A 26,984-nucleotide genomic window follows, 5' to 3' on the forward strand; every position below is an offset into this window, starting at 1 on the left:
GGCCGTCCCGTTAGCCTTCCATGCCGCCGAACGAGAGGCCGCTCTCGACGTAGTTCTGTGCCGCGAAGTAGATGATCGCGACGGGCAGCGCGAACAGGATCGCGAACGCCGCGAACTCGGTCCACGGCGTCTCGTAGTCGTCGACCAGCGCGTACAGTTCGACCGAGAGCGTGTAGTTCTCCGGCTGCAGGAGCGTCTGGGCGATGATGAACTCGTTCCAGCCGGCAAGGAACGTGAAGATGAGCACGACGGCGATCCCCGGCTTCGCGAGCGGCAGGATCACCTCGCGGATGACCTGCCACTGGCTCGCTCCGTCGACGATTGCCGCCTCCTCGTAGGAGACGGGAATGTTGTCCATGAACGTCTTCAGCAGCCAGGTGTTGAACGGGATCGCTCCTGCGGCGTAGAACAGCCCGAGCACGAGCAAGTTGTTACTCAGCCCGAGGTTGACGAACAGGGCGTACAGCGCGACGAGCGTCGCGATCGACAGCCCCGCACCGACCTGAGTGAAGAGGACGTAGCCGTAGAGGACTTTCTCACGGCCCGCGAACTTCCGCCTCGAGAGCGCGTACGCGCCGGGGATGATGACCGACAGCGAGACGCTGACGGTGACGAAGACGACGATCAGGCTGTTAAACAGCGCGCCGGGCTTGCCGACTTCGCCGTCCTCGAAGACGAAGTTCGACTCGAACAGCACCCAGCGGTAGGCGTCGAGGTTGTACGTCGAGGGGTCCGCGAACAGCCCCTCGGAACTCATCAGGCCCGCGCCCTGCGAGAACGAGGCCGTGATGATCCAGTACACCGGGAACATCAACAGCAGTACCAGCACGGTGGCGCCGGTGCTTCCCGCGATCGTCTTGCCGACGTCACCGAGGGTTCGTCGGCCGGTCTGTACCTGTTCGATGGTCTTTCGTACCGTATCGATCATTCGTTACCCACCCCGTCAGCGAGGTCGCCTTTCTTCACCGCGATCCACATGAACATGCCGACGAACGCGAGCGCCGTGACCATGATCGCCGATGAGAGCCCGTACTCGTTGAGTTCGATCGCCTCGCGGAACCCGTAGACGAGGATGAGCTCGTTGTCCCGCGCGGGGCCTCCGCGGTTGAACACCCACGGGACCAGAAATTGCTGGAACGAGGCCGCCGCGGTGAGGATCGAGGCGAACATCACCGGTCGTTTGATCGCTGGCAGCGTGACGTGTCTGAACCGCTGGAGGTAGCCGGCACCGTCGACTTTCGCCGCGTCGTGCAGTTCCATCGGTACGTCCTGCAGGGCGCTGACGATGATGATCACCATGAACGGGTACGCCAGCCAGACTTCGGTCGTGACGTAGGAGCCGAAGGCGCCCCAGCGACTGCCCATCCACGCGACCGGAACGTCGGCGAGCAGGAACTCCGGTGCGTTGATCGACAGGAAGAACAGTACCGAGTCGATCGCGCCGACGACGGCCGTCACGGCCCCGTTGTACATCGAGAGGATCTGGTTGAACGGTCCGAACCGGGCGCTGCTGAACAGCCCTCGCCAGACCGTGATCGAGAAGATCTCCGGGAACCCGAGCGGGACGATCACCAGCGCACGCATGTAGCGTTTCCCGCGGACGCGAGCGTGCGTGAGGACCACTGCGATGGCGATCCCGACGACGATCTTGGCGGTGACGCTCACCGCCATGAACAGCCAGGTCACTCCGAGGGAGTTCCAGAACTGCACGTCGGAGAACAGCGAGATGTAGTTGTCGAACCCGGTCAGATTCGCGCCGCCCCCGATGACGGTCCCGGTGTGGGTCGCGTCGGTAAAGGAGAGGTAGATCAGGAACGCGATCGGGAACAGCATGAACGACAGGAACAGGGCGATACCCGGTGCAACGAGGAAGAACGCCAGCCAGTCGCGGTTCTCCAGGCGGTCCGGGAGCTGCTGCTGGCTGCGTTGTGAAAAGCGCTCGAAGAATGACGTGGACATGATTGGATAGCGGCGTAGTGAGGTTACTCCCAGCGCCCCCGAATCTCTTCCGCTGCCGATTCCATCGCTTCCTGCGGCGTCGCCTGATCGTTGAACACCTGCTCGAGGCCGGACTCGACAGGGTTCCAGACCTGGTCCATCCGCTCGTGGGCAGGCATCTGGACGCCCATGCTGACCGTCTCGGCGAAGGCAGCGACGTCTTCACCGAGGTCGTCCGAGTCGGTGTAGTCCCGGTGAACCGGGATGAAGCCGTGGTTCTCCGCGTTCGATAGGATCGCGTCCTCGTTCGTCGAGTGCCACTCGGCCCACTCGACGGCGGTTTCGACCTCCGCTTCGGGCGCGTCCTCGAGGTTCGTGGTGAAGTACCACAGCTGGATGCCGGTGTACGGCGTGGGGTCGCCGCCGTCGATGTCGGGCATCGAGGTGAGGCCGACGTCGATACCGCCGTCGCGGAAGCCGCCGACTTCCCACGGGCCGTTGATCGCGAACGGGGCGTTCCCGTCGGCGAAGACCGGAACCTGCGCGTCGTAGTCAGGGTCCTGCGGGACGTACGGCCAGATCCGGTCCCGGAGCAGTTCGACGCCCTCGACGAACTCGTCGTCGTCGATGTGGGTGTCTTCCGTTTCCGAGTCGAAGAACCGGCCGCCGAAGGCCTGGACGAACGCGCTGATGAAGTAGGGATCTGCCGGCGGACAGGACAGGCCGTACATGTTGCCCTCCGGATCGTGGTACTCCTCCATCACGTCGACCATCTCGTCGAGGGTCTCCGGGGCCTCGTCGACGAGGTCCTTGTTGTACATCAGCGTCGTCGTCTCAGCGGCGTACGGGAGCCCGTACACGCCGCCTTCCCACCGCGCAGCGTCGGCCGCGGCGTCGGTAAACGTGTCGTCGAGGTCGATCGAGAGGTCGTCGGACGCGTCGTAGACGAAGTCACGATCGTAGTAGGTGCCGACCCAGTCGTGGGCCCAGGCGAACGTCTCCGGCCCTTCGCCGGAGGGAATCGCCGTGTCCAGCTGGTCGACGATCTCGGGCACCTGCTCGACGTTGAGCTCCTCCTCGCGTCCCTCGTTGAACGTCGCCACCTGTTCCTCGAGGTCCTCTTGCTCGCCTTCGGTGAAGTCGTGCCAGAGAGTGGTCCCTTGCTCTTCGTTCCCGAGACAGCCCGCTGCGGTCAGCGTAGCCATCCCACCGATCCCCGCCAGGAGCTTCCTGCGTTGCATTGGCATGAAAGTAGTTACGAATTATGTCTTCATATATTTAATCGTTAGGGTCCGCGTCGGGATGGCCGTTCGCTATGTCGCCTCGAGAGGAGTTAGATCGGGGGAAAATCGGAGCAGAGCGAATTTCGAGAAATTCGTGGTGAAATATTACATCTTAGATTGGCAATTTTGGGAAAGACTTTATATTATCGGGACTAACTCCTGCCAAATGGCACGGGTCACCATCGACTCCCTCCGGAAGGAGTACGACGTCGGACGGGTCGTCGCGGTCGACGATCTGGACCTCGAGATCGAAGACGGTGAATTCGTCACCGTCGTGGGGCCGTCGGGTTGTGGGAAGACGACCACGCTGCGGATGCTGGCCGGCCTCGAGAAGCCGACGGACGGACGCATCGAGATCGGCGGACGGGACGTCACGGACGTGCACGCGAAGAACCGTGACGTCGCGATGGTCTTCCAGAACTATGCGCTGTATCCCCACAAGACCGTCTTCGAGAACATGGCGTTCGGGCTCCGGATGAGCACGGACATGACCGAAGACGAGCGGGAACAGCGGGTCGTCGAGACTGCGGAGATGATGGACATCGACGAGCTCCTCGACGACAAGCCGGACGAACTCTCCGGCGGACAGAAACAACGCGTCGCGCTCGGGCGGGCGATCGTCCGCGAGCCGGACGTGTTCCTGTTCGACGAGCCGCTGTCGAACCTCGACGCGAAGCTGCGAACGAGCATGCGCGCGGAGATCCAGCGGCTCCAGGAGGAACTGGACATCACCGCCGTCTACGTCACCCACGATCAGGAGGAGGCAATGACCATGGGGGACAAGATCGTCATCCTCAAAGACGGCAAACTCCAGCAGGTCGGTCATCCCAACACCGTCTACGACGAGCCCGCCAACCGGTTCGTCGGCGGCTTCATCGGCTCGCCCTCGATGAACTTCGTGCGCGTGGGCGTCGAACAGTCCGGCGACCGGCTGGTTCTGGACGACGACGCGGGCTTCCAATACGAGCTTTCGCCGACGTACTCGAAGGAAGCCCCCCTCGAGGCGGGCGACACCGTCGTCGCCGGCATCCGGCCGGAGCACATCGCTCCGACCGACGGCGGACGCGGCATCGAGACGACCGTCCGGGTGGTCGAACCCGTCGGCAGCGACAACTATCTCTATCTCGACCTCGGGGACGACAACGAGGAGTTCATGGCCCGAGTCGACGCCGACTTCGAACCGGAGCCGAACGAACGGATCGAGGTCACGTTCGACGAGAAGGACGTTCGCCTGTTCAACGACGAGACGGGCGAATCGCTGCTCCACGAGAACGCGGCGGCCACGACGCCGGCGCCCTGACGTGGTCGGAAATTATGGTGTAATAATTCTTCATCCATAAACGATAAATCGGCCCCGCTCGTTCGCATCCGTATGCACCAGCCGGGCCCGCCGCGTTTCTGTGCCGTCGGCGAATCGGTCGAACTCGCTCCCCGGGATCCGAATCCCGAGCACGAGGCGAGCTACGAGTGGTCGATCATCGAGTCACCTCCCGACAGCGACCTCTCCGTACCGGATGATCCGGTGTGGCATCTCGAGCCGGACGCACCCGGCACCTACCGGTTCGAACTCGAAACCCCGGAGGGACGGTACGAACAGCGCATTCGCGCGTTCCCTGACGTCCGCCGGTCGACGAGCTTTGACCTCGAGCGAGATCGACTCCCCGAGCACGACCCCGAGGAGGTGTCGATCATGGGGCCGTTCAACGAACACCTCTTCGACCGGGAGCATCCGACGCTCGAGGGCGGTACCTATCGGTACGAGATCGACGCCGAACCGGGCACCCACCGGTACGGCTACGTTCCGGGCGACGACTTCGAGAACGCCGTCTGGGAGGAAGTGACTGTTCCGGGGCCCGGCAAGCCCCGCGTTTTCCTCGACGGGCCGGACGAGGCCGACGGCGACGCCGATACGACGACGGTCACGGCCGAGGCGACGCCGGGCACCGACAGCGAGTACGACGCGGACGAACTCGCTGTCGAGTTCTACGTCGACGACCGCGACGAACTGACCGACGCGGACCTCGAGGTCGACGGCCACCGGGCCCGGGTTCCGGTCACCGACCTCGAGGAACCCGTTCGGATCCACGCGGTCGCCGTCGGGGAGCGCCACAGCGTCGCCGACTGCGTGATCGTCCACCCGGACGGACGCGTCGAGCGCCGCAACGACCCGCCCGAATGGGCCCGCGACGCCGTCGTCTACGAGATTTTCGTCCGCTCGTTCACCGACGAGGCCACGTTCGAATCGCTCGAACGCCGCGTGCCGTACCTCGAGTCGCTGGGGGTCGACTGCCTGTGGCTAACGCCGGTCCTCGAGAGCCCGACGAAACACGGCTACCACATCACCGACTACTTCGACACGTCCTCGGATCTCGGGACGCGCGAGGAGTTCGAGTCGTTCGTCGATCGCTGCCACGAGAGCGACATCCGGGTGGTCTTCGACCTCGTGATCAACCATACCGCGCGCGAGCACGCCGCCTTCGACATGAGCGCGGCCTGCGTCCCGGAGTACGAGGACTGGTACGTCTGGGAGGACCTCGCGGAGACCGGGGTCGAGCCTGACGAGCTCGCGTCGGAGATCGGGGCCGAGAACCCCCGCGAGGACTACGCGCCGCCCGCCCGTACGACGCCCGACGGCGAGACTGAGGTCGCCCAGTACTACTTTAACTGGCGCGGGATTCCGAACGTCAACTACGATTCGCTGGCCGTCCGCTCGTTCTTCCTCGAGGTCGTCGACGAGTGGGTCGACGTCGTCGACGGGTTCCGCTGTGACGTCGCCTGGGGGGTTCCCCACGGCTTCTGGAAGGAGATCTACGAGCGGGTCAAGTCCCACGACTCGGAGTTCCTGCTGCTGGACGAGACCGTTCCGCGCGAACCCGAGTATGCCGAGTCCGAGTTCGACGTCCACTACGATACGACGCTGTACTACGCGCTGCGGGACGTCGGCAACGGCGAGCGGCCCGCCAACGCCCTCCTCGAGGCCGCGCGAGCGCCCCGCCGGGAAGGGTTCCCCGAGTGGTCGCTACACATGCGGTACGTCGAAAACCACGACGAGACGCGCTACCTCGAGGAGTGCGGGCCGGAGGCCCAGCGGGCGGCGGTGACGGCCGTCCTGACGATGCCGGGCGTGCCGATGATCTACTACGGACAGGAACGGGGCGCGACGGAGTACCGCCAGTTGATGCCCTGGGAGGGCGACGGCGAGGCGACGACGTTCCACCGCCGGCTGGTGGCCGCGCGCCACGACTCGCCGGCGCTCTCGCGGGGCGACCTGGTCGACGTCGACCACGAGGCTGTCGGCGAGGAGTCGGACGCCGTCGTCGCCTACACTCGCGAAACCGACGACGAGGCCGTCGCCGTCGTCCTGAACTTTGGTGCAGAACCCGTGCACGTTCGAGTAGATCTCGACCTCGAGTCGATGGATCTCGTGACCGGTGAGGGACGGAATCTCGAACGGACCGACGGGGGAACCGTCCTCGAGGTCGAAGACGCGGCGGTCCTCCGAGTCGCCGACGACCGCTGAGGGTCGGTTCAGCGAGGGTGGCTGATTTTCTCTCGAGCGAGGTCGACACGGGCCGTTGACGGGTAGAACCGTTCTCGGAGAGCCGACGGAGGAAAGAGGTGTCAGTCCTGTACCGCCGGACCGTCCGCCTGCGCTTCCGCGTCGACCTCGTTCGCGTTGGCTTCGGAGAGTGCGGTCGCCGTTGCCAGCCGGAGCGCGTGCGGCCAACCAAGCGGCGTCGCACTATCGGCCGTCCCGTCGTCGAACAGCTGTTCCGGCAGGTACTCGCCGTCCCGCCGGAGCTGCCCGCCTGGCTCGACCAGCGCGAGCAGGTCCCGTGCACGCTCGTCGAACTCGGCGGCCCCCTCCTGATCGCGTGCTGCCAGCAGCTCGCTCAGTTCGGCCGCAGCGTGGGCACCCCATGCCGTCGTCACCGTCCACACCTTCGGCTCGCCCTGGTCGCTGACCCGCCAGGGATCGTCCTCGAACCGCGCGAGGCCCTCGATCGGTCCGTCGGGGTCCCGGTAGAGGCCGTCGACCGTCGTCTCGAGGTGGGAGCGGAGCCGTGCGAGCCGATCGTCGTCGACGGCGAGGTCCGGGACGGCGTCGTACTCGGCGTGGGCGCCGGCCAGCGCGAAGGTGCTCCCGTCGAGGCGGTCGTCGAGGTCGCCGTCGTCGAGACGCAGGCCGTAACACCCGCGTTCGGGGACCCACAGCGCGTCGATCCCCTCGTAGATCTCGCGCGCGCCCTCGAGTGCTCGCTCGCGGTACTCGTCGGCGAGCGGCGCGCGGGCGATCGCGGCGTAGGCCTCGAGGTAGGTCGCGGCGGTGTGTGTAAACCGGCCGGTCATGTTTTCCCAGGCGTTTTGGACGCGCTCGGGGAGTCCGTCGTCCTCGAGGGTGTCGTCGAGGCCGTCGAGCGCGGAAACGAGTGCGGCCCGGACGTCTGCGTCCTCGTCCTCGTCGTCGACGACCCGGAGGTACGTGGCGAGATAGGTCGCGACGCTCGCCGTCTGGTCGGCCTGGTAGTCGACGCCCGCCGATCCCTGCTCGAGGCGGCCGTTGGCCCAGCCGGGAGCGATCTCGCCGTTGTGGGGCCAGACGCGGTGGGGCCAGGTGCCGTCCTCGAGTTGTGTCTCGACGTAGAACCGGGCGCTTCGGCGGTGCCACTCCTCCAGACCGAGGTCGGCACGTCGGTCGGCAGCGAGGAGGAACGACGCGATTTCGGCGTCGTCGCGGAACCAGGTGTAGCCGTAACCGCCGGAGTACCTGAAGAAGGGGTCGAACTCGGGGCCGGCAATCCGGGATCCGTTCGAGCCCCGCAGGAGAGCGAGGGTTCGCAGGTCGTCGACCGCGTCGCCGATCGTCCCGTTTCCGACCGTGCTCGAAGTGTCACCAGCGCCCAGAAGTCCCCGCGCCTGGGTCCGGCCGACCTCGAGGATCGTCTCGCGGTCGGAATGGTCGGCGACGCCGGCACGGACCCGTTCGAGGGCCTCGAGCCGGTCGCCGTCGGAGGCGTCCGCGAGGAGCGTCGCGACCGTCGCGCTCGGGTCGTCGCCGGTCAGCGTGACCTCGAGCATCGCGATCGGGCTGAGGGAGGTCTCCTCGTATCGGCCGGCGGCGTCCGGACGGGGAAACTCGACCGGCTCCTCGTCGAGCAGTTCCTCGAAGTTCGGCGGCACCTGTCCCGCGACCTCGAGCGGCGTCGAGGCGGCGACGAAATCGCGTTCGCGGTCGTGATAGATCTCGACGACGTCCTCGTGTCGGAGCTGTCCGGTCCGGCCGACCCGACCCTCGGGGGCGAAACCGAGACAGGCGTGGATCGACGGCTCCGAGGGGCTGTCCGTCCCGTCGGTACCCTCGAGTTCGAAGTGCGTGAGATGTAGTCGGCCGACGGTCACGTCGTGCTGGACGAGCGTGACCGGATCCGAGCTCGGTTCGGAATCGATCCGGTGGACGGTTTCGACGACCGCGGTGTCGCCGACGTAGCGCTGTTGGCCACCCTCGAGCCAGTGGGTTCCGTTACCCAGTTCGACCCCGAACCGGGACTTCTCGATGCCGACGAGCCCCGAGACGGGATAGGAGTAGTCCCTGACCGACCCGTCGGGGGCGACGTGGACGAGCCGATCGTCGAGCCCCGAGAACAGCCCCGACGTCGACCGTCGCTCGCCGGGAAACCGACGAGAGTCGCCCCGCGATCGCTTGACGTCGTTCAGGGCGCTGTGAAGTTTCATCGTGGAACCCGATACGACCTCCACCGTCTAAAATTTGTTGTAAAATGTATTCTCACTTTTCACCGATGGCGAAGCCGCCGTCGTCCGTGGAATCGACGGTCGGTCCGCTCGAGTCGAGCGCGAATCTTTTTCAGCCGTCGCTGCAATTCTTGCAACACTAACTACTCATGGACACTGACGGCCTCGCCGGACTACTCGAGCAATTCGGCCTCTCGGAAAAGGAGATCGACACGTATCTCGCCATCCTGGATCACGGGGAATCGAAGGCGAGCACGATCGCGGACGCCGCCGACGTGTCGAAGCGGTACGTCTACAGCATCAGCGAAGAACTCGAGGAACGGGGGTTCGTCGAGGTCGACGACCACGCGGTACCGACGGTCATCCGGCCGGTCCAACCGGAGACGGTCGTCCAGCGGCTCACCCGCAGCGTCGAGCAGATGGAGCCGGAACTGGAGTCGCGGTACACGCGGACCGAACGCACCGGGGAGCAGTTCGAGGTGATCAAGTCCCGACAGACGGTCCTCAAGCGCATCGAAGAGTTGCTGCGAAACGCCGAAACCGAGGTGACGCTGTCGTTGCCCGCGTCGATACTCCCGCAGATCCGGTCGACGCTCGAGGAGACCGTCGAACGGGACGTCCTCGTCCTCCTGCTCGTCGGGACGGCCGACGGCGAGCGGATCGATACTGCGTCGCTCGCCGGGACGGCGAGTACTGTCCGGACCTGGGACGCACTCGTCCCGACGATGTTGACGGTCGATCGAGTTCACGGGCTGTTGGCTCCGAACCAGATCCTTACGAGTTCCACGAGCGATACGCGTGCGATCGCCCTCTCACAGGAACAACTCGTCCCCGTACTCACTGGTTCCTTCCTGGCGAACTACTGGCCGATCGCGGAGGAGCGATACGTCAGGTCGCCGGCGGAGTTGCCGGGAACGTACGACGGATTCCGGCACGCAGTCTTCCAGATCGCGCTCCACCGGACGAGCGACACCCGGCTCGAGGCGACCGTCGAGGGGGCGCCGGTCGCCGACCGGGACCTGCCGACACGACTCTCTGGCGAGGTCGTCGACGTCCGACAGAGCCTGGTCCGGCCCGTCTCGTCGACCGTTCCCATCGAGAACGCGTTCGAGATCCAGGTCGACGGCGACCGCTACAGCATCGGCGGGAGCGGCGCGTTCCTCGAGGACTTCGAGGCGGAGTCGGTGACGCTTCGTCGGCTTGAGGACGGAGAGTAGTCCTCCTTTACTTTGCAGTGAGTAAACTTCATGGGACGAGGGGGAGAACGTCCGGCGTAATGACTGGACGGAGTAGTTACGATCGAACGCGGCCTCGTGCCGCGTCGAACGCCACGACGGAGGGAGGGTCGCGACGATGACCGACGCACGCGCGGTTCGGGATCGGATCGCCGAGGGCGGCGTCGTCGCCGTTCTCCGGGGTGTCGGCGAGGACGATATCGTCCCCGTCGCTCGAGCGCTCCACGAGGGGGACGTCGCCGCGATCGAGATCACGGCCGACGGCGACTTCGCTCGAGAGAAGATGGCCGCGGTCTCGCGCGAGCTGGCCGATACCGACGCCGTGGTCGGAGCCGGCACCGTGCTCGACGCCGCGACTGCGGAATCGATGATCGACGCGGGCGCGGAGTTCGTGGTCTCGCCGCACCTGGACGTCGACGTCGTCCGTACCTGTAACCGTCACGGCGTTCTCGCCGCGCCCGGCATCATGACGCCGACCGAGGCCGTAACCGCGATGGAGGCCGGAGCGGACGTACTCAAACTGTTCCCGGCCTCTACCGTCGGCCCCGGACACATCGGCGCGATCAAGGGCCCGCTCGGGGATGTCGACGTGATTCCGACCGGCGGTATCTCGGCGGAAAACGCCGGCGAATACCTCGAGGCGGGAGCGCTCGCGGTCGGTGCTGGCAGTGCAATCGTCGACGACGAGGCGATCGCCGACGGCGACATGGACCGCGTTCGGGAGTCGGCTGCTACCTTCGTCGAGGCGGTCGACGAAGCGCGAACCGAGTGAGTCCGGTCAGTCCCCGGTCATCCGACCTCATTTTCCTGCCGATCGCTTCCGCCTCGAGCGGTCCGACCGTCGATCGTCGTCGCGATCCCCGGCCGATCAGAATGTTCTACAATTTACTACTAAGGGGGTAAATACTTTAGCCACCCGGTGCGTTGGTCCGGGTATGAAAGCGATCGCTGTCGAACCAGGCGCCGGCGAGCCGACGCTCGTCGAGCGGCCACAGCCCGAGCCAGGTACGGGCGAGGCGCTGGTGCGAACGCTGCGGGTGGGCGTCGACGGGACCGACCACGAAGTCATCGCGGGACACCACGGTGAACTCCCCCCGGGCGAGGAACGACTCGTCCTGGGCCACGAAGCGGTCGGCGTCGTCGCCGATCCGAACGGGACCGACCTCGAGGAGGGGGAGATCGTCGTCCCGACGGTTCGCCGACCGCCCGCGGGCGGGACCAACGAGTACTTCGAGCGGGGCGAGCCGGACATGGCCCCCGAAGGCGAGTACGTCGAGCGCGGGATCGTCGGCGAACACGGGTTCATGTCCGAGTACTTCACCAGTCCCGCGGAATACCTCGTTTCGATCCCCGAGGAACTCGCGGCGCTTGGCTTCCTCGTCGAGCCGATCAGCATCTCCGAGAAGGCCTTCGAGCACGCCTTCGCCTCGCGGTCGGCGTTCGACTGGAACCCCGAGTCCGCCCTCGTGCTCGGGAACGGCTCCCTCGGGCTGCTCACGCTGGCGATGCTCGAGAAGGTCTACGAGTTCGACCGGACGTACTGCCTCGGGCGGCGGGACCGGCCCGACCCCACGATCGACATCATCGAGGCCCTGGGGGCGACGTACGTCGACTCGCGGGAGACGCCGGTCTCCGAGGTCCCCGACGCGTACGAGGCCGTCGACTTCGTCTACGAGGCGACGGGATACGCGAAACACGCCGTCGAGACGGTCGACGCGCTCGCACCGAACGGCGTCGGCGCGCTGCTGGGCGTCCCCGAACCCTGGGAATTCGAGGTCGACGGCGGTCACCTCCACCGCGAGATGGTCCTGCACAACAAGGCGCTGGTCGGCACGGTCAATTCCCACCGCGGCCAGTTCGAATCGGCCGTCGACACGCTTTCCCAGCTTCCCGACTGGTTCACCGACGACCTCGTGACCGGGGTCTACGGCCTCGAGGAGTACGACGCGGCGTTCGAAACCGGTGACGAGGTCGTGAAGACGGCCGTCGAGTTCGCCTCGCTGTAGTCGGCGCGTCTCGAGTCGACGACCGGCCCGTGATGAAAACAATTACTTCCTTTGCGAGTAGTGATTTTTCCCATGGGAGTCGATTACTCGAAGCTACGCGATCCGAACGCGGAATACACGATGCGGGATCTGTCGGCGGAGACGATGAACGTGACCCGCGAGCGCGGGGGCGGTCGGGACGTCGAGATCACGGACGTCCAGACGACGATGGTCGACGGTAACTTCCCGTGGACCCTCGTCCGAATTTACACCGATGCGGGGATCGTCGGCACGGGCGAGGCCTACTGGGGCGCGGGCGCGCCGGAACTCATCGAACGGATGGCGCCGTTCCTCCGGGGCGAGAATCCCCTCGACATCGATCGCCTCACGGAGCATCTCGTCCAGAAGATGTCCGGCGAGGGGTCGATCGGCGGCGTCACCGTCACCGCGATTTCGGGCATCGAGGTCGCACTGCACGATCTGGCGGGCAAAATCCTCGAGGTGCCGGCCTACCAGTTGCTCGGCGGGAAGTACCGCGACGAGGTCCGGGTCTACTGTGACTGCCACACCGAAGAGGAAGCGGACCCGATCGCCTGCGCCGACGAGGCCGAACGCGTCGTCACCGAACTCGGCTACGACGCCCTGAAGTTCGACCTCGACGTCCCTTCCGGCCACGAGAAAGACCGTGCGAACCGCCACCTCAGGGAGCCAGAAATCGAGCACAAGGCCTCGATCGTCGAGGCCGTCACCCAGCGCGTCGGCTCCCGGGCCGACGTCGCCTTCGACTGTCACTGGACCTTCTCTGGTGGCTCCGCGAAACGCCTCGCGAAGCGCCTCGAGGAGTACGACGTCTGGTGGCTCGAGGACCCGGTGCCGCCGGAGAATCACGACGTCCAGCGGGAAGTGACCCAGTCGACGACGACGCCGATCACGGTCGGCGAGAACGTCTACCGCAAGCACGGTCAGCGCCGCCTGCTCGAGGAGCAGGCGGTCGACATCATTGCACCGGACATGCCGAAGGTCGGCGGGATGCGCGAGACCCGGAAGATCGCGGATCTGGCGGATCTGTACTACGTCCCGGTCGCGATGCACAACGTCGCCTCGCCGGTCGCGACGATGGCGAGCGCCCACGTCGGCGCGGCGATCCCGAACTCGCTGGCCGTCGAGTACCACTCCTACGAACTCGGCTGGTGGTCGGATCTCGTCGAGGAGGACATCATCGAGGACGGCTACATCGAGGTTCCCGAGGAGCCCGGCCTCGGTGTGACCCTCGACCTGGACGCGGTCGAGGAGCACATGGTCGAAGGTGAGGAGTTGTTCGACGAAGCATAGCTTCGTCGAGCCAGCAAATCTCTGATTTGCGCTGTTAGGATACCTCTCACCGCCTGAACAGCGTCTCTACGTGACCCGGGTCGAAGTTCTCCGGGGACACGTCGCCGTCGACCTCGAGCGCCCGCGAGAGGTACGTCGCGCTGTTTATCAGGCCGAGGTGGGAGAACGCCTGCGGAAAGTTCCCCAGGAGTTCGCCGGTATCGGGGTCGACCTTCTCGGAGTAGAGCCCCAGGGGGCTTGCGTACTCGAGCACCGACTCGAAGTACTCCCTGGCTCGCTCGAGGCGGTTCGAGAGGACGAGCGCGTCGATCAACCAGAACGAGCACAGCAGGAACGGCTCCTCCTCGTCCTCGCGGACTTCGCTGTCGACGAACCTGACGACGAGGCCGTCGTCGGTCGTCAGTCGCTCGAGGACGGCGTCGATCGTCGACTGGACGCGGTCGTCTTCCGGCGGCAGGAACTCGTAGATCGGGAGCAACAGCGCGGTCGCGTCCAGGGCCTCCTCGCTGCCGAAGTACTGGACGAAGCTTCCGGCCGACTCGCTGTACCCGCGTTCCTCGATCGCCTCGCGGACCGCCGCCCGGCTGTCCTTCCACTCCTCGAGCGGGGCCTCGAGGTCGTTTTCCCGCGCGAGCACGATCCCCCGGTCGAGCGCGACCCAGCACAGCAGTTTCGAGTGAAGGAAGTGTCGCTGCTCCTCGCGGAACTCCCAGATGCCGGCGTCGCGCTCGTCCCAGTGGGCACAGACGTAGTCGACGATGTCGCGGAGCGCGTCCCAGTCGTCCTCGATCGGGACCGAGACGTCGAACTGGACCGTCTCGTAAAGGGCCTGGACGATCGTCCCGTAGACGTCGAGTTGTTGTTGCGGAGCCGCGGCGTTCCCGACACGGACGGGACCCGTATCGCGGTACCCCGAGAGGTGCTCGAGGGTTTGCTCGGCGACCGCGTCGCCGGTTTCACCGTGCAGACTGTAGAGAGGCTGGATCTCGTCGGGGTCCGTGCGGGCGACGTCGGCGAACCAGTCGAAGTACTCCCGACCCTCCCGTTCGTGGCCCGTATCGTGTAACGCCTGGACGGTGAACTTTGCGTCCCGGATCCAGTTGTACCGGTAGTCCCAGGTCCGGTCGGAGCCGATCTTCTCGGGGATCGACGTCGTCGCCGCCGCCGGGATCGCCCCCGTCTCGTGGTGGATCAGCAGTTTCAGGACGAGTTCCGACCGGACGACGGCCTCGTACCACCGCTCGGGCATCGTTCCGGGCGCGCCGTCGCGGGTGCCGAGCCAGTCGCGCCAGTAGCGTTTCGTCCCGTCGAGGCAAGCCCCGAGGTCGATCGACGAAAGCGGCCCCCGGCCGCCGTACTGGATGCCGGTCCACCAGCGATCGCCGGCCGCGAGCGAGACGGTGCCGGAGACGGTCGCGTCCGACTCCGAGACCGTGAGGTCGTCGAGCGGCGATTCCGAACCCGTGTACAGGAACAGCGACCGGTCGTCGCCACGGGCGACGACGCCGTCCGCGACTCGCTCGAACGTCGGCGTCACCCGGGCGTAGTCGAACCGGGGCGCGAACTCGAGGCCGAACTCGACATCGCCCCGGTCGCACTCGAGCAGCCGGTAGATCGCCTGCTGGAACCGATTGGCGTCGCCCTCGTGGTCGAAGTCGAACGCGTAGTCGTGGCCGTCGTCCCGACCGCGCCCGGAACCGGCCTCGCGTCCGTTCCGGATCGGCATGAAATCGGTCACCGTCGCCTGACCGCGTTCGGTCTCGAAGGTCGTCTCGAGGACGTTCGTCCGGTCGACGTAGCGGTGGTTCGACTCGTGGGCCGCCGTCGGGGAGACGGCGAAGTGACCGCCGCGGTCGACGTCGAGGACCCGGGCGAAGACGCTCGCGTCCTCGAGGTGCGGGAAGCAACACCAGTCGATCGAGCCGGTCCTGCTGACGAGCGCGCAGCGGTCGTCGTTGCCGATGACGCCGTAGTCGCGAAGCGGTGGGTAGTCCATCTGGAACGATCGCTCGGACGTGGGGTGGAGCTACGGGAGCGGTCGAACGGCGATTCCTCGGCCGGCGTGTGTCAGTGCCCGATACGTCGGGGGCTCGAGCCAATAAGCGTCGGCCGGCAGCGGCCGGGAGTACGAGTCACGGCGACGGTCCGCGATCCCTCGTGGGTCTCGGGGTCCTCGAGGGGGAGGCCCGCGCTCGAGGGACGTGAACCGCCGGTTCCCCTCGAGTTCGGCTGGCGGAACGCCGTCGTGGTTGGCGGTCGCCCCACAATTCGACGGGATGGCCGTGCTGGCCTCGGTTTTATAGCACTGCTCGGGGTGGAAGCGCGCGTGACGCAGACTCCGATCGACACCACACGTCGCGGATTGCTCCGGGCCGCTGCCGTCGGGTTCGGAATCGTCGGCTCCGGCACGGCGGTCGCCAGTGGAGCCGCACAGGACGACGACGAAGGCGAGGACGCAAGCGAAGGGCGCTACGTCGACGTCTACGAGTCGATCATCGACGAGGTCGTCCTCGTCTCCGTCTCGGGGATGGACGGGCCGGGTCCCGGCGGACTCGGTTCCGGGTTCGTCGTCGACGACCACGTCGTCACGAACGCACACGTCGTCCGGGACGCGGACGACGTCGAACTCCAGTTCACCGACGAGCAGTGGCGAACCGCCACGGTCCTCGGAACCGACGAGTACAGCGACCTCGCCGTCCTCGAGGTCGACGACTTCCCGGACGTCGTCGACGGGCTCTCGCTGGCCGACGAGCGGCCGGCGGTCGGACAGGAAGTCGTCGCGCTGGGCAACCCGCTCGGACTCGACGCCTCGATCACCCAGGGGATCGTCAGCGGGGTCGATCGCTCGCTGCCGAGCCCCACCGGGTTCTCCATCCCCGCAGCGATCCAGACGGACGCGCCCGTCAACCCGGGCAACAGCGGCGGCCCACTTGTCGACCTCGAGGGGTCGGTGCTGGGCGTGGTCTTCGCCGGGGCCGGACAGACCATCGGGTTCGCGATCTCCTCCCAACTGGCCGCGCGGGTGGTGCCGGCGCTCGCCGCGGACGGGGAGTACCGCCACTCCTACGTCGGCGTCGGGGTCGACCCCGTCGATCCGCGTATCGCCGAGGCAAACGGGCTGGACGAGCCGCGGGGGGTCCTCGTCCGCGAGGTCAGGCCAGATGGGCCGGCCAGTGGCGTGCTCGAGCCGGCCGACGAGGTGGCGACCGTCGACGGGGTGCCGGTTCCCGCAGGCGGCGACGTGATCGTCGCCATCGACGACGAGGAGATTCCAAACGAGGAACGACTCGCGTCGTACCTGGCCCTCGAGACGTCCCCGGAGGAGACGATCGAGGTCGACGTCGTTCGCGACGGCGAGCGAGAGACGGTCGAGTTAACCCTCGAGGAACGACCGCCGGTAGAGGGCCCCTGAGAGTCGTCAGCCGCCGGTTTTCGCGCTCTCCTCTGGTTCCTCTTCCGCGTCCTCGAGGTCCTCGATCTCCTCGTCCCGCGGCGCGTTCTGTGTCCCGAGGTCGCCGCCGTCGACCTCGTCCGGATCACGGTCGATCCGCTCGAGTTCGTCCTCGATTTCGGCCTCCCGTTCCGCCTCGCGTTCGCTGGTTCTGTCGCTGTCGTCTTCGGCCATGACACCGGTCGTTCGTCGTCCAGCGACGTGGGCCTCCGGCCGTCGAGTGCAACGTCGATCCAGCCGAACGGCCCCGTCTCGGGTCTCGTCTCGAGTTCCGATCGAACTAACCGTCCAGCCGACACGAAAGACAGATAAAAGGCCCCGCGTTGTGAACACATAGATATGGACGTTCCGTACGACCTCACCTCGTACGTCAGGGTGTTGAAGATGGCGACGACACCCACGACGAACGAGTTCCTTCAGGTGTCGAAGATCGCCGGTGCTGGCATCCTGCTCGTCGGGTTGATGGGATTCCTCATCGGCGCGATAATGCTCGTGCTGACCGGTGGTGGCATCTGATGGGAATCTACGCAGTCAAGACCACCGCGAGCCAGGAACGCACCGTCGCGGACATGATCATCAACCGCGAGGAGCCCGAGATCCACGCCGCGCTCGCGCCGGACTCGCTTACCTCCTACGTGATGGTCGAGTCCGACGGCGACGCGGTCCTTCAGCGCGTCCTCGAGGACATCCCCCACGCCCGGAGCATCGTCCCCGGCGAGTCCGACATTTCGGAAGTCGAGCACTTCCTCTCGCCGAAGCCGGACGTCGAGGGGATCGCCGAGGGCGACATCGTGGAACTCATCGCCGGCCCGTTCAAGGGCGAGAAGGCACAGGTCCAGCGCATCGACGAGGGCAAGGATCAGGTGACCGTCGAACTGTACGAAGCGACGGTCCCGATTCCGGTGACCGTTCGGGGCGACCAGATTCGCGTCCTCGATTCCGACGAGCGGTAACTCCCGTTTAGCCCACGGCTAGCCGGTTCGGCACCCGACTCGAGGCTGCTCGAACGACACCTATCGGCAGTCTCTTCTCGAATGTGCTCGGTGTTCATCGCGAACGGGCGAGTAGAAAAGCGAGAGCCGAACGCACGCTCGAGACGGACACAGACGCAACTGCTCGAGGGTCAGCCTTCGCGTTTCAGTTCGGTCGCGATCGTTTCCATGTTCGCTTCGGACTCGATCTCGTCTAAGAGTTCCTCGCGCTCGCGGACGTCCTCCGCGTCGGCCCCGTAGGCCCGGACGTACTCCGCCCGGCTGTGTTCGTTGAACGCGTGGCGGATCGCCAGGTAGCCGTCCGGAACGACGGTGCCACAGACCTTGCACTCCCGACGCTCGTGTTCGGTCGCCTGATGGACCACGGCCGACTCGACGTCGGCGAACACCTCCCCGCAGCCGTCGATTCCGCATTCCCAGGCCATTTGGGGGTAGTCGGTGGGCCGACCTAATGGTCTTTTCGTCGTTACCTCGCGTCGATATAACCGTTCGAGTCAGCGTGGACAACCCCTCGTCGTCGGGGGTCCACTCGAGTGGGCCGGAATCCCGGAATCAGAACGAATAACTCGCCCGTCCCGTTATCGTCCCGTGTGAGCGAGAGCGATGGCGACGGTGACGGCGGTCCCGGTGTCGGCGTCGATGACGAAAGCGAAGTCGGCGACGGCGACGCCGTCTCGCGCGTCGACTGTCACGTGAAAGTGCTCGACGACGAGGTCGTGGCGCGGGCCGAGCAGGCGGGCCTCGACGCGATCGTCTACGCTCCACACTTCACCCGACTCCCGGAAATTCGGCGCGAAGCCGAGCGCTACTCGACCGACGACTTGCTGGTCGTGCCCGCCCGGGAGGTCTTCACCGGCCCCTGGTACGAACGCAAACACGTCCTCGCGATCGGCCTCGAGGAGCCGGTTCCCGACTTCATCCCGCTCGAGACCGCGATGGACGAGTTCGAACGCCAGGACGCGACGGTACTCGCCCCTCACCCCGAGTTCGCCAACGTGAGCGTCACCGCGTCCGACGTTCATCGGTACGCGGACCGGATCGACGCGCTCGAGATCTTCAACCCGAAACACCTCCCGCTGCACAACCGACAGGCCCGCGAGATCGCCGAATCGGTCGACCTACCGCCGTTTACCTCCTCCTACGCCCACCTGCCGCGAACGGTCGGGGTCTCGCATACGACCTTCGACGTCCCGATCGAGACGGAGGCGGACCTCCGGGCCGCCCTCGAGGACGGCCTCGCGCGGCGGATCGTCTACCGGAACGGGCTCGATCGGTGGGCGACGACCGCGGGCGAACTCGGTCACCTCGCCTACGAGAACACCTGGAAGAAGGTGGATCGGCTCTTCCTGTCGGGGATCGAGCCGACTCATCCCCGACACATCGCCTACGACGGGCGGTTCGAAGACGTCGCGGTGTACTGAGTCCCCCGTTTCGGTCGACTCGAGCGCTCGTTACCCATCATCTCCTTTCTCCGCTCCGTCCGACCGGACCGCTTGCAGCGTCGCCGCCATGCGATCCCAGTGGCTGCCCTGCCAGAAGTATTGGCCGCAGTCTACGCATCGCCAGAGGTCGGACGGGCGGTCACGATCTGCCTCCGTTCCGTCACCCGTTCCGTTCCCGCTCGAGTCGGCCCCTCGCGAGCCTGGTCCCGGAACGTAGTCGGGAAGGTCGTCTACGGCGTCCGGATCGACTCGCTCGAGCGGACCGTTGCACCGACCGCAAAACCGTGGTTCGGCCGCGATATCGAGGGGAACGCCGGCCGTCGCCAGCTCCACCAGCTGGGCCTCGACCTCGTGGGCCTCGAGGAGGATCGACCCCGGGGAGTCGGCCGTCCGGTTCGCGAGCGCGACGTCGCGGGTGACGACTGTCCGGTCCTCGTCTTCGGCGACGACCACCACGGCGTCGTCGCCCTCGAGATCCCGGCCCCGCTCGCCGGCGTAGGCGGTGTCGTGATTACACAGCCGCAAATAGGGGACGAGCCCGCCACACATGACGTCGAGGAGGAGCCGCATCAGTGCAGGAAAGCCCGCAGGTCCTCGAGGTCCCAGGTGTTGATCACGTCCGCGGGGTCGGCCCATCCGCGTCGGGCCGTGTGGACGCCCCAGCGGACGTACTCGAGGGTCGCCGGCCGGTGAGCGTCGGTGTTGATCGCGATCGGCGCGCCCTCCTCGACGGCGGCCTGGACGGCGCTCCCCCACAGGTCGAGTCGGCGGGGATTGCTGTTGACCTCGAGGGCGGTGCTATGGGCGGCCGCGGCCCGGCCGAGTTCGGCGGCGTCGAACTCGAGGCCGGAGCGCTCGTTGAGCAATCGGCCGCTGGGGTGGCCCAGCACGTCGATCGCGGGGTTCTCGATCGCGCGGACGAGTCGCTCGGTCGCCGTCTCGGCGTCCTGGTCGAGCGCGCTGTGGGGCGAGGCGACGACGACGTCGAGCGCGTCGACGACGTCGTCCCCGAGATCGATCTCCCCGGTCGCGTCGACGTTAGCCTCGATCCCCGCGAAGACCTCGAGGTCGCTGTCCTCGGCGGCCTCGCGGACCACCTCGACCTGCTTCAGGATCTCCTCGTCGGAGAGCCCCATGTCGCCGACGACGCCCGGCCCTTCGGCGTGGTCCGCGATCCCGAAGTAGTCGTAGCCGTGTTCCTCGGCGCCCGCGATCATCTCCGCGACGGTGTTGTTCCCGTCGGACCACTCGGTGTGGGTGTGGAGATCGCCCCGGACGTCCTCGCGAGTAACCAGTTCCGGCAGGTCCCCGTTCTCGGCGGCCTCGATCTCGCCGCGGTCCTCGCGGAGTTCCGGCGGGATCCAGGGGAGCCCGAGGGCCTCGTACATCCCTTCCTCGGTTTCGCCCGCGACGCGGTCGCCGACGCGTTGGCCCTCCTCGGCGTCCTCGAGGTCGCTGACGTCGAAGGCGCCGTACTCGTTCAGTTTCATCCCGCGGTCGATCGCGTAGTTGCGCAGGGTGACGTTGTGGTCCTTGCTCCCGGTGAAATACTGCAGGGCGGAGCCGAACTCCTCGGGTGCGACAACCCGGAGGTCGATCCGAATTTCGCCGACCCGGACGCTGGCCTTCGCGGGTCCGGACTCGATCTCGCCGTCGACGGAGTCCCAGTCGACGAACCGTTCGACGACCGCTTCCGGGGAGTCCGTCGCCGCGAGCACGTCCACGTCGCCGATCGTCTCGCGCCACCGGCGGATCGAGCCCGCGACTTCACAGCGATCGACTTCCTCGAGGGATTCGAGGAAGGCGAGTACGTCGTCGGCGAGCGGGCGTCCCTCGCCGAGCAGGTAGCGCTGGCCGACCTGGCGGGCGAACTCGAGGTTGTCCCGGATGTTCTGCTCGGTCTTGGGGCCGAACCCCTTGACTTCCTGGATCTCGCCGTTCTCGGCGGCCTCTTCGAGGTCGTCTAAGGTCTCGATCCCGAGTTCGCGGTACAGTTTGCCGGCCGTCTTCGGGCCGACGCCCTCGACGCGGGTGATGTCGGCGATGTCGATCGGCAACTCGGCGCGCAGTTCCTCGAGTTCGTCGATCGACCCGGTCTCGACGTACTCGACGATCTTCGAGGCGATGGCGTCGCCGACGCCGTCGATGTCCTCGATGGCGTCGCGGTCGCCCTCGGCGACGTAGTCGGCGATCGGCGTCGGGTGCGAGCGGACGTTTTCGGCCGCGCGCCGGTACGCCCGGGGTTTGTACTCGACGTCGTCGGCCTCGAGCAGGTCGGCGAACTCCTCGAACCGGCCGGCGATTTCGGCGTTGGTCGCCATCGGTATCACCGACCCCTCCGTTTGCCCTGATCGTCGTCCTGACCCAGGGCTTTCTTCAGGAACGACATCCAGCGTTTGCGATCCTGGGCCTGCTTTGCCTTCTGCTCGCGCTCGATGTCGGTCGGCCCCAGGCTCTCCAGGGCGTTCAGCGCGCGGTCGATCCCGATGATGCTGCCGGCGAGTTCCTCGCCCCTCTCGCGGGAGATATCCCCCTCTTCGATCCGCTCGAGGCGCTCGAGCCGTTCGCGTCGCAGGTTCCGTTTGGCCTGCTCGACGCGGTCGCGCTCCCCGGGCGGGACCGTCTCGCGGCGCTTGATCTCGAAGACGAAGGTTCGGAGATCGATCTCCTCGCCCTGGACCTCGATGGTCTCCGGGATGTCCGCGCCGACGGTCGCGCCCTCACGCTCGACGCGCTCGAGCAGTTGCTTGCGCTCGTACTCTTGCACGCCTCGATATGGGGTCCGGGGAGCCAAAAGTGTACAGTCCGTCGAGCGCTACCGGCGGGCGCTGGATGTCCCCGAGTGTCGGCTCTCGCCGGCCGTTACCGGACCCGATGGCCGTCGACCCCGAGTCCTGAGACGGAACCCCAAATCCCTTGACGACTCCCCCCTTACCTCAGCCCAATGGCCCAGTGCGACGTGTGTGGGAAAGACGACAATATGCCGTACAACTGTCGGCACTGCGGCGGCACCTACTGTGCCGACCATCGGCTCCCGGAGAACCACAACTGCTCCGGGCTCGAGAACTGGAACGACCCCAGCGGCGTCTTCGGGAGCGGCTTCGACGACAGCGTCCAGACCGGAAGCAGCTCGGGGACGTCGAAATCGACGGCAGCGAAGGCGCTCGATAAACTGCCGATCGACACGGGTCCCGGCGGCCCGCTGGCGTACTTCCGCGGGAACATGACGTATACCCTTCTGGCGGTGATGTGGGTCACGTTCCTGCTCCAGTGGGTCACGCTCCTGGTCGGGGGTGCAGTCGTCCACCGGACGCTGTTCATCCTGTCGCCACAGAACCCAGAGTACGTCTGGACGTGGGTAACGTCCGTCTTCGCCCACGATCCGAGCAACATCTTCCACATCGTCTTCAACAGCATCGTGATATTCTTCTTCGGCCCCATCGTCGAGCGCTACGTCGGGTCGAAGAAGTTCGCGATCCTGTTCGTCGTCAGCGGCGCGCTCGCCGGCCTCGCACAGACGGCGATCCAGATCGGGCAGGGGTACGCGGCGATACCGGGCATCGGCGGCGTTCTCGGCGCCAGCGGTGCCGCACTGGCGATCATGGGCGTCATCACCATCCTGAACCCGAACCTCCGGGTCTACCTGATGTTCATGATCCCGATGCCGCTCTGGGTGCTGACCGCCGGTATCGCCGTCGTCAGCGTCTTCTTCGTCGGCGTCGGCGGCGGTGGAAACATCGCCCACGCGGCCCACCTCGTCGGGCTGCTCGTCGGACTCGGCTACGGCGAGTACATCAAGCGAACGAAAAACGTCCGTACGCCGAACCAGTTCCAGTTGGGCGGCGGACCGGGCGGCCCCGGTGGACCGGGTGGGCCCGGCGGTCCCGGTGGCGGTCGCCGCCGCTTCTGACCCGTTGGCACCGGGCCGGTCGCCGCTCGCCAGCCGCCGCTTACCGCTCGTTCGTTCGCTCGTTCGCTCGTTCGCTCGTTCGCAACCCGACCACTGATTTTCCCGCACCGTCAACGCTGCTCCTATGAGCGCACCCCGTTCCGACCTCGCTCCCGAACCCGGCCTCTCCCGCCGGGAGATGGAACGCCTCCAGCGGGAGATCGCCGACGCCGCCGTCTTCGAGGACGACTTCCCGTTCGATCCGGCCGCAATAACGAACCCGCTCGAGGCCAGCGCGAACGCGGCCGCTTCCGACCTCGAGACCCCGGAGGCCGCCGAGCGCGCTGACCCGCCGATCGTCGCCGGCGTCGACCAGTCGTTTCTCGACGACGACCGGGCGCTTTCCGCCGTCGTCGCGACTCGCGCCGGCGAGGTGATCGAACGCGTCCACGCGGTCACTCCCCTCGAGATCCCCTACGTTCCCGGGCTGCTCGCGTTCCGCGAGGGCGGGCCGATCCTGGCGGCGCTCGAGGAGTTGTCGGTCTCCCCCGACATCCTGTTGTTCGACGGCAGCGGCCGCATCCACTTCCGGCAGGCCGGCATCGCCACCCATATCGGCGTCGTCCGGGACGTGCCGAGCGTCGGCGTCGCGAAGAGCCTGCTGTGCGGGGAGCCGGCAGCGGAGACCGAGAACCTTCCGGCCGGAACGCGGGTGCCCATCGAGGCCGACTCGAGCGTCGACGCGCCCGACGGGACGCTGCTGGGCTATGCTCTCCAGACCCGCCAGTACGACTCGCCGGACCGCTACATCAACCCCCTGTACGTCAGCCCTGGCCACCGTGTCGGACCGGAGACGGCCGCCGACGTGGTCGAGGCGCTGGCAACGAGCTACAAACTGCCCGAACCAGTTCGGCTGGCCGACAGCTACGCCGAGGAGGCGAAGTCACTCGTCGAGCCGGAAACCGATCACGAGAACTGACGGTACGCTCTGCGCGACAAACCGTCGATACTTAGGTATCGTCTCACGAACGGATCGCACATGGCTACCGCTGACGACGAGGGCACCGACGGAGCCGCCGATTCCGTCGGCGACGATTCGGAGGGTGCGACGGCGACGACCGACTCCGACGACCGCTACACCCGGAAACAGTCCGTCCTGATCACCGGCTGCTCCTCGGGGATCGGCCGTGCGACCGCCGAAGCGTTCCTCGAGTCGAACTGGCAGGTGTTCGCCACGGCGCGGGACCCGGCCGACATCGAGGATCTCGAGGACGCCGGCTGTACGACGCTCGAACTCGACGTCACCGACCCGGACCAGGTCGCGCGGGCCGTCGAGCGCACGGTCGAGATCGGGGGCGCGATCGACTGCGTCGTGAACAACGCCGGCTACGCCCAGATGGGGCCGCTCGAGGACGTCTCGACGGCCGATCTCCACCGGCAGTTCGACGTCAACGTCTACGGCCCCCACCGGCTCGTCCGCGCTGCCCTGCCACACATGCGCGCCCAGGGCGCGGGCCGGATCATCAACGTCTCGAGCGTCGCCGGCCGTATCTCCATGCCCGGATCCGGCGCGTACTCGGGCTCGAAGTTCGCCCTCGAGGCGATGAGCGACTCCCTGCGGGCGGAAGTCGAGGAGTTCGGGGTCGACGTGGTCGTCGTCGAGCCCGGGCCGGTCGAGACCGACTTCACGGACCGCGTCGACGAGGAGCTACCCGAATCGGAGCGGACCCCGGCCTACGAGACGCTCTACGAGCTGTACGACGAGATGCAGTTGATCGGCGGCGGCGCGGGCGGCCCGTTCGCGTCGGAACCCGAAGACGTCGCGGAGGCGATCCTGACCGCGAGCACGACGCCGGATCCGCCGGCCCGCTATCCGGTCGGGCCGCTCGCGCAGTACGGCGTCTACGCCCAGTACCTGCCGGATCGCCTGCGCGACGCGGGCTACGCGCTCCTTCGCAAACTCGTCTGACGGATGCCGCTGTCCGGGCCGGTGCTGGTCCGTCGCCCCGTTTCCAGCCGGAACGAGAGTCTCCTCCACCGATCCGCGACGCCCACCGTGTGATCGTTTCGACCGAGAACCGTTCCGCTGGTCCGGCGACGCCCTCCCGGCCGTTTGGACCTTCTGGACGCCGTCTCCCCCGTCTGAATCGCCGTTTTTCCCGCTCGAGACTGAGCTCCGGTGCTGCCTAGAGCCACCTAGAGCCGGATTTTATACCGTCTCTTATGGGCGTTCCCGCATGACTCTGGAAACCGTGTCGCGGTATACCCCGGCTCACGTCTCCGAAAGCGGTGAACACGCGGTGGTAATCGGAGGGAGTATGGCGGGACTGCTGACGGCCCGCGTTCTGGCAGACGGGTTCGAAGCGGTCACGATCATCGAGCGTGACTCGCTATCCGACCAGCTTCGGACGCGTAAGGGGGTCCCACAGGCCGATCACCCTCACGCCCTGCTGGAGGCTGGCCGGGCCACGCTCGAAGACCTGTTTCCGGGATACGGCGAGGATCTCATTTCGGCCGGCGGGTTAGTGATCGATGCGTTGACCGATTTTCAACACTACGAGAACGGAGACTTCCTCGCCGACGGGTCGACACGATTACCAATGTACGCTGCCAGTCGGCCGCTGTTCGAGTCGATCACCCGGCGGCGTATCTCCGATTTCGACGGGATCGACATCCGGTCGAACTGCCAGTGGATGGACTATCTCGCCGACGACGAAGCAACGAGCGTCGACGGCGTCGTCGTCCGTACCGATGATGGCACACGGGAGGAAATCGCCGCTGACCTGACCGTCGATGCAACCGGCCGGACGAGTCGGACCCCCTCCTGGTTAGAGGAGCACGGGTACGTGCCGCCTTCCACCGAGGAAGTGCGTATCGATATTGCCTACAGCACAGCCCTTTTCGAGCGACCACCGGACGACCGGCGGACGTTCTTCGTGCCAGCCTCCGCGCCGCGCACACGCGGTGGCGCAGTGTTCCCGGTGGAAGCGGATCGCTGGCTGGTGAACATGCACGGCGTCCATGGTGATCATCCGCCGACGGATTTCGAAGGGTTCGCCGAGTTCGCGGGGACCCTCCCTGTCCCCGACCTGAAACGACTCGTAGACACCCAGTCGTGGGTCGGCGAGGAGATCGATCACTACCCCTTCCCATCCAATAGACGGTACCGCTACGCGGAACTCGATCGGTTTCCGAGCGGGCTGGTCGTCATCGGCGACGCAATCACCAGCTTCAACCCGATCTACGGCCAGGGTATGTCGGTCGCCGCCCTAGAGGCCCTCGTACTCCACCACGTGCTGGCGGCAGGCGACCGTACGAATATCGCACTCTCCTTCTTCGAACAGGCCGAAGAAGTCATCGACATCGCGTGGAATATGGCCGTCGGGTCCGACTTCGGGTTTCCGCAAACCACGGGGCCGAAACCCCGGGGCACCGATTTCTTCAACCGATATCTGTCCCGGCTAACCAGCAAAGCACACACCGACGCCGAGTTGCGGGAAGCCTTCTACCGCGTCATCACGATGGAGGTGCCCCCAACCACGCTCCTGCGGCCCGGCATCGTCTGGCAGGTTCTCAAACCTACCCCTTCGGACATCGGTACGGGATTCCCTTCTCGCTCGCGAAAACAGTCGAAGAAAACATCATAGAGGACAGAGAGTATCCGCTGTATAGCCGCTCTCTATTCA

24 protein-coding genes are annotated in these 26,984 nt (G+C 66.4%); 14 read left to right on the forward strand and 10 right to left on the reverse strand.

What is annotated here, in order from left to right; translation table 11 throughout:
* Positions 1 to 10: 10 nt before the first annotated feature.
* Genes CHINAEXTREME_RS10075 through CHINAEXTREME_RS10085 form a run of 3 tightly spaced genes read right to left on the reverse strand, consistent with a single transcriptional unit; the run spans position 11 to position 3,179 of the window.
* On the reverse strand, positions 11 to 928 hold the full coding sequence (locus CHINAEXTREME_RS10075) for a sugar ABC transporter permease (protein ID WP_007143418.1): 918 nt from the start codon (positions 926 to 928) through the stop codon (positions 11 to 13).
* Entirely contained in the window at positions 925 to 1,959 is a 1,035-nt protein-coding gene (locus tag CHINAEXTREME_RS10080; protein ID WP_007143419.1) for a carbohydrate ABC transporter permease, read from the reverse strand. The genes CHINAEXTREME_RS10075 and CHINAEXTREME_RS10080 overlap by 4 nt, the downstream gene beginning before the upstream one ends.
* Before the next feature lie 23 nt (positions 1,960 to 1,982).
* Positions 1,983 to 3,179 carry an extracellular solute-binding protein gene (locus CHINAEXTREME_RS10085; RefSeq protein ID WP_007143420.1) on the reverse strand — a complete coding sequence of 399 codons (1,197 nt, stop codon included), beginning with the start codon at positions 3,177 to 3,179 and terminating at the stop codon, positions 1,983 to 1,985.
* A 208-nt stretch (positions 3,180 to 3,387) separates the two neighbouring features.
* Here CHINAEXTREME_RS10085 and CHINAEXTREME_RS10090 point away from each other — a divergent pair, with 208 nt between their 5' ends.
* Both CHINAEXTREME_RS10090 and CHINAEXTREME_RS10095 read left to right on the forward strand, forming a co-directional pair.
* Entirely contained in the window at positions 3,388 to 4,521 is a 1,134-nt protein-coding gene (locus CHINAEXTREME_RS10090; protein WP_007143421.1) for an ABC transporter ATP-binding protein, read from the forward strand.
* 72 nt (positions 4,522 to 4,593) lie between these two features.
* Complete coding sequence (locus tag CHINAEXTREME_RS10095) at positions 4,594 to 6,741, forward strand: alpha-amylase family glycosyl hydrolase (protein WP_007143422.1); 2,148 nt, start codon at positions 4,594 to 4,596, stop codon at positions 6,739 to 6,741.
* 101 nt (positions 6,742 to 6,842) lie between these two features.
* Here the strand turns inward: CHINAEXTREME_RS10095 and CHINAEXTREME_RS10100 are convergent, their stop codons facing one another.
* Positions 6,843 to 8,954, reverse strand: coding sequence for a glycoside hydrolase family 15 protein (locus CHINAEXTREME_RS10100; protein WP_007143423.1), 2,112 nt, complete (start codon positions 8,952 to 8,954; stop codon positions 6,843 to 6,845).
* Between the two features lie 167 nt (positions 8,955 to 9,121).
* Here CHINAEXTREME_RS10100 and CHINAEXTREME_RS10105 point away from each other — a divergent pair, with 167 nt between their 5' ends.
* From CHINAEXTREME_RS10105 to CHINAEXTREME_RS10120, 4 genes are all read left to right on the forward strand, one after another.
* Complete coding sequence (locus CHINAEXTREME_RS10105) at positions 9,122 to 10,189, forward strand: TrmB family transcriptional regulator (RefSeq protein WP_007143424.1); 1,068 nt, start codon at positions 9,122 to 9,124, stop codon at positions 10,187 to 10,189.
* A gap of 136 nt (positions 10,190 to 10,325) precedes the next feature.
* Positions 10,326 to 10,979: a bifunctional 4-hydroxy-2-oxoglutarate aldolase/2-dehydro-3-deoxy-phosphogluconate aldolase gene (locus CHINAEXTREME_RS10110; protein WP_007143425.1), complete on the forward strand. Its 654-nt coding sequence runs from the start codon at positions 10,326 to 10,328 to the stop codon at positions 10,977 to 10,979.
* 163 nt (positions 10,980 to 11,142) lie between these two features.
* On the forward strand, positions 11,143 to 12,213 hold the full coding sequence (locus CHINAEXTREME_RS10115) for a glucose 1-dehydrogenase (RefSeq protein ID WP_007143426.1): 1,071 nt from the start codon (positions 11,143 to 11,145) through the stop codon (positions 12,211 to 12,213).
* Between the two features lie 72 nt (positions 12,214 to 12,285).
* A complete protein-coding gene (locus CHINAEXTREME_RS10120) occupies positions 12,286 to 13,524 on the forward strand; it encodes a mandelate racemase/muconate lactonizing enzyme family protein (RefSeq protein ID WP_076738721.1) in 1,239 nt (412 codons plus the stop codon).
* A gap of 46 nt (positions 13,525 to 13,570) precedes the next feature.
* On the opposite strand, the gene CHINAEXTREME_RS10125 is transcribed toward CHINAEXTREME_RS10120, so the two are convergent.
* Positions 13,571 to 15,520, reverse strand: a complete 1,950-nt coding sequence (locus CHINAEXTREME_RS10125; RefSeq protein ID WP_007143427.1) for a glycoside hydrolase family 15 protein — start codon at positions 15,518 to 15,520, stop codon at positions 13,571 to 13,573.
* A gap of 330 nt (positions 15,521 to 15,850) precedes the next feature.
* On the opposite strand from CHINAEXTREME_RS10125, the gene CHINAEXTREME_RS10130 reads away from it, so the two are divergent.
* Positions 15,851 to 16,936, forward strand: coding sequence for a S1C family serine protease (locus CHINAEXTREME_RS10130; RefSeq protein WP_394295319.1), 1,086 nt, complete (start codon positions 15,851 to 15,853; stop codon positions 16,934 to 16,936).
* Between the two features lie 6 nt (positions 16,937 to 16,942).
* On the opposite strand, the gene CHINAEXTREME_RS10135 is transcribed toward CHINAEXTREME_RS10130, so the two are convergent.
* Complete coding sequence (locus tag CHINAEXTREME_RS10135) at positions 16,943 to 17,149, reverse strand: hypothetical protein (RefSeq protein ID WP_007143429.1); 207 nt, start codon at positions 17,147 to 17,149, stop codon at positions 16,943 to 16,945.
* Positions 17,150 to 17,314: 165 nt separating this feature from the next.
* Between CHINAEXTREME_RS10135 and CHINAEXTREME_RS10140 the strand changes: the two genes are divergently transcribed.
* Together CHINAEXTREME_RS10140 and CHINAEXTREME_RS10145 are read left to right on the forward strand one after the other, a co-directional pair.
* Positions 17,315 to 17,491: a protein translocase SEC61 complex subunit gamma gene (locus CHINAEXTREME_RS10140; RefSeq protein WP_007143430.1), complete on the forward strand. Its 177-nt coding sequence runs from the start codon at positions 17,315 to 17,317 to the stop codon at positions 17,489 to 17,491.
* Positions 17,491 to 17,928 (forward strand): transcription elongation factor Spt5, encoded by a 438-nt coding sequence (locus CHINAEXTREME_RS10145; protein WP_007143431.1) that lies wholly within the window; start codon positions 17,491 to 17,493, stop codon positions 17,926 to 17,928. Before CHINAEXTREME_RS10140 ends, CHINAEXTREME_RS10145 begins: the two co-directional genes overlap by 1 nt.
* Before the next feature lie 170 nt (positions 17,929 to 18,098).
* Here the strand turns inward: CHINAEXTREME_RS10145 and CHINAEXTREME_RS10150 are convergent, their stop codons facing one another.
* A complete protein-coding gene (locus tag CHINAEXTREME_RS10150) occupies positions 18,099 to 18,392 on the reverse strand; it encodes a DUF7565 family protein (protein WP_007143432.1) in 294 nt (97 codons plus the stop codon).
* 267 nt (positions 18,393 to 18,659) lie between these two features.
* On the opposite strand from CHINAEXTREME_RS10150, the gene CHINAEXTREME_RS10155 reads away from it, so the two are divergent.
* Positions 18,660 to 19,388 carry a PHP-associated domain-containing protein gene (locus CHINAEXTREME_RS10155; RefSeq protein WP_044961688.1) on the forward strand — a complete coding sequence of 243 codons (729 nt, stop codon included), beginning with the start codon at positions 18,660 to 18,662 and terminating at the stop codon, positions 19,386 to 19,388.
* 30 nt (positions 19,389 to 19,418) lie between these two features.
* Here CHINAEXTREME_RS10155 and CHINAEXTREME_RS10160 read toward each other — a convergent pair whose 3' ends face one another.
* From CHINAEXTREME_RS10160 to CHINAEXTREME_RS10170, 3 genes are read right to left on the reverse strand one after another with little or no spacing between them, the layout of a single operon-like run.
* Complete coding sequence (locus CHINAEXTREME_RS10160; protein WP_007143434.1) at positions 19,419 to 19,979, reverse strand: Mut7-C RNAse domain-containing protein; 561 nt, start codon at positions 19,977 to 19,979, stop codon at positions 19,419 to 19,421.
* Entirely contained in the window at positions 19,979 to 21,730 is a 1,752-nt protein-coding gene (polX, locus tag CHINAEXTREME_RS10165; RefSeq protein WP_007143435.1) for a DNA polymerase/3'-5' exonuclease PolX, read from the reverse strand. Before polX ends, CHINAEXTREME_RS10160 begins: the two co-directional genes overlap by 1 nt.
* A gap of 5 nt (positions 21,731 to 21,735) precedes the next feature.
* The gene (locus CHINAEXTREME_RS10170; RefSeq protein ID WP_007143436.1) at positions 21,736 to 22,176 is read right to left on the reverse strand and encodes a DUF5788 family protein; all 441 of its coding nucleotides are present in this window, start codon (positions 22,174 to 22,176) and stop codon (positions 21,736 to 21,738) included.
* A gap of 177 nt (positions 22,177 to 22,353) precedes the next feature.
* Here CHINAEXTREME_RS10170 and CHINAEXTREME_RS10175 point away from each other — a divergent pair, with 177 nt between their 5' ends.
* The 4 genes from CHINAEXTREME_RS10175 (at position 22,354) to CHINAEXTREME_RS10190 (ending at position 26,945) form a co-directional block, all read left to right on the forward strand.
* Entirely contained in the window at positions 22,354 to 23,319 is a 966-nt protein-coding gene (locus tag CHINAEXTREME_RS10175) for a rhomboid family intramembrane serine protease (RefSeq protein ID WP_007143437.1), read from the forward strand.
* A 124-nt stretch (positions 23,320 to 23,443) separates the two neighbouring features.
* Positions 23,444 to 24,277, forward strand: a complete 834-nt coding sequence (locus tag CHINAEXTREME_RS10180) for an endonuclease V (RefSeq protein WP_010546603.1) — start codon at positions 23,444 to 23,446, stop codon at positions 24,275 to 24,277.
* A 60-nt stretch (positions 24,278 to 24,337) separates the two neighbouring features.
* Positions 24,338 to 25,267, forward strand: coding sequence for an SDR family oxidoreductase (locus CHINAEXTREME_RS10185; protein WP_007143439.1), 930 nt, complete (start codon positions 24,338 to 24,340; stop codon positions 25,265 to 25,267).
* Positions 25,268 to 25,535: 268 nt separating this feature from the next.
* The gene (locus tag CHINAEXTREME_RS10190) at positions 25,536 to 26,945 is read left to right on the forward strand and encodes an FAD-dependent oxidoreductase (RefSeq protein WP_029601556.1); all 1,410 of its coding nucleotides are present in this window, start codon (positions 25,536 to 25,538) and stop codon (positions 26,943 to 26,945) included.
* The last annotated feature ends 39 nt before the right edge of the window (positions 26,946 to 26,984 follow it).

Source organism: Halobiforma lacisalsi AJ5 (assembly GCF_000226975.2).
Lineage (GTDB): Archaea > Halobacteriota > Halobacteria > Halobacteriales > Natrialbaceae > Natronobacterium > Natronobacterium lacisalsi.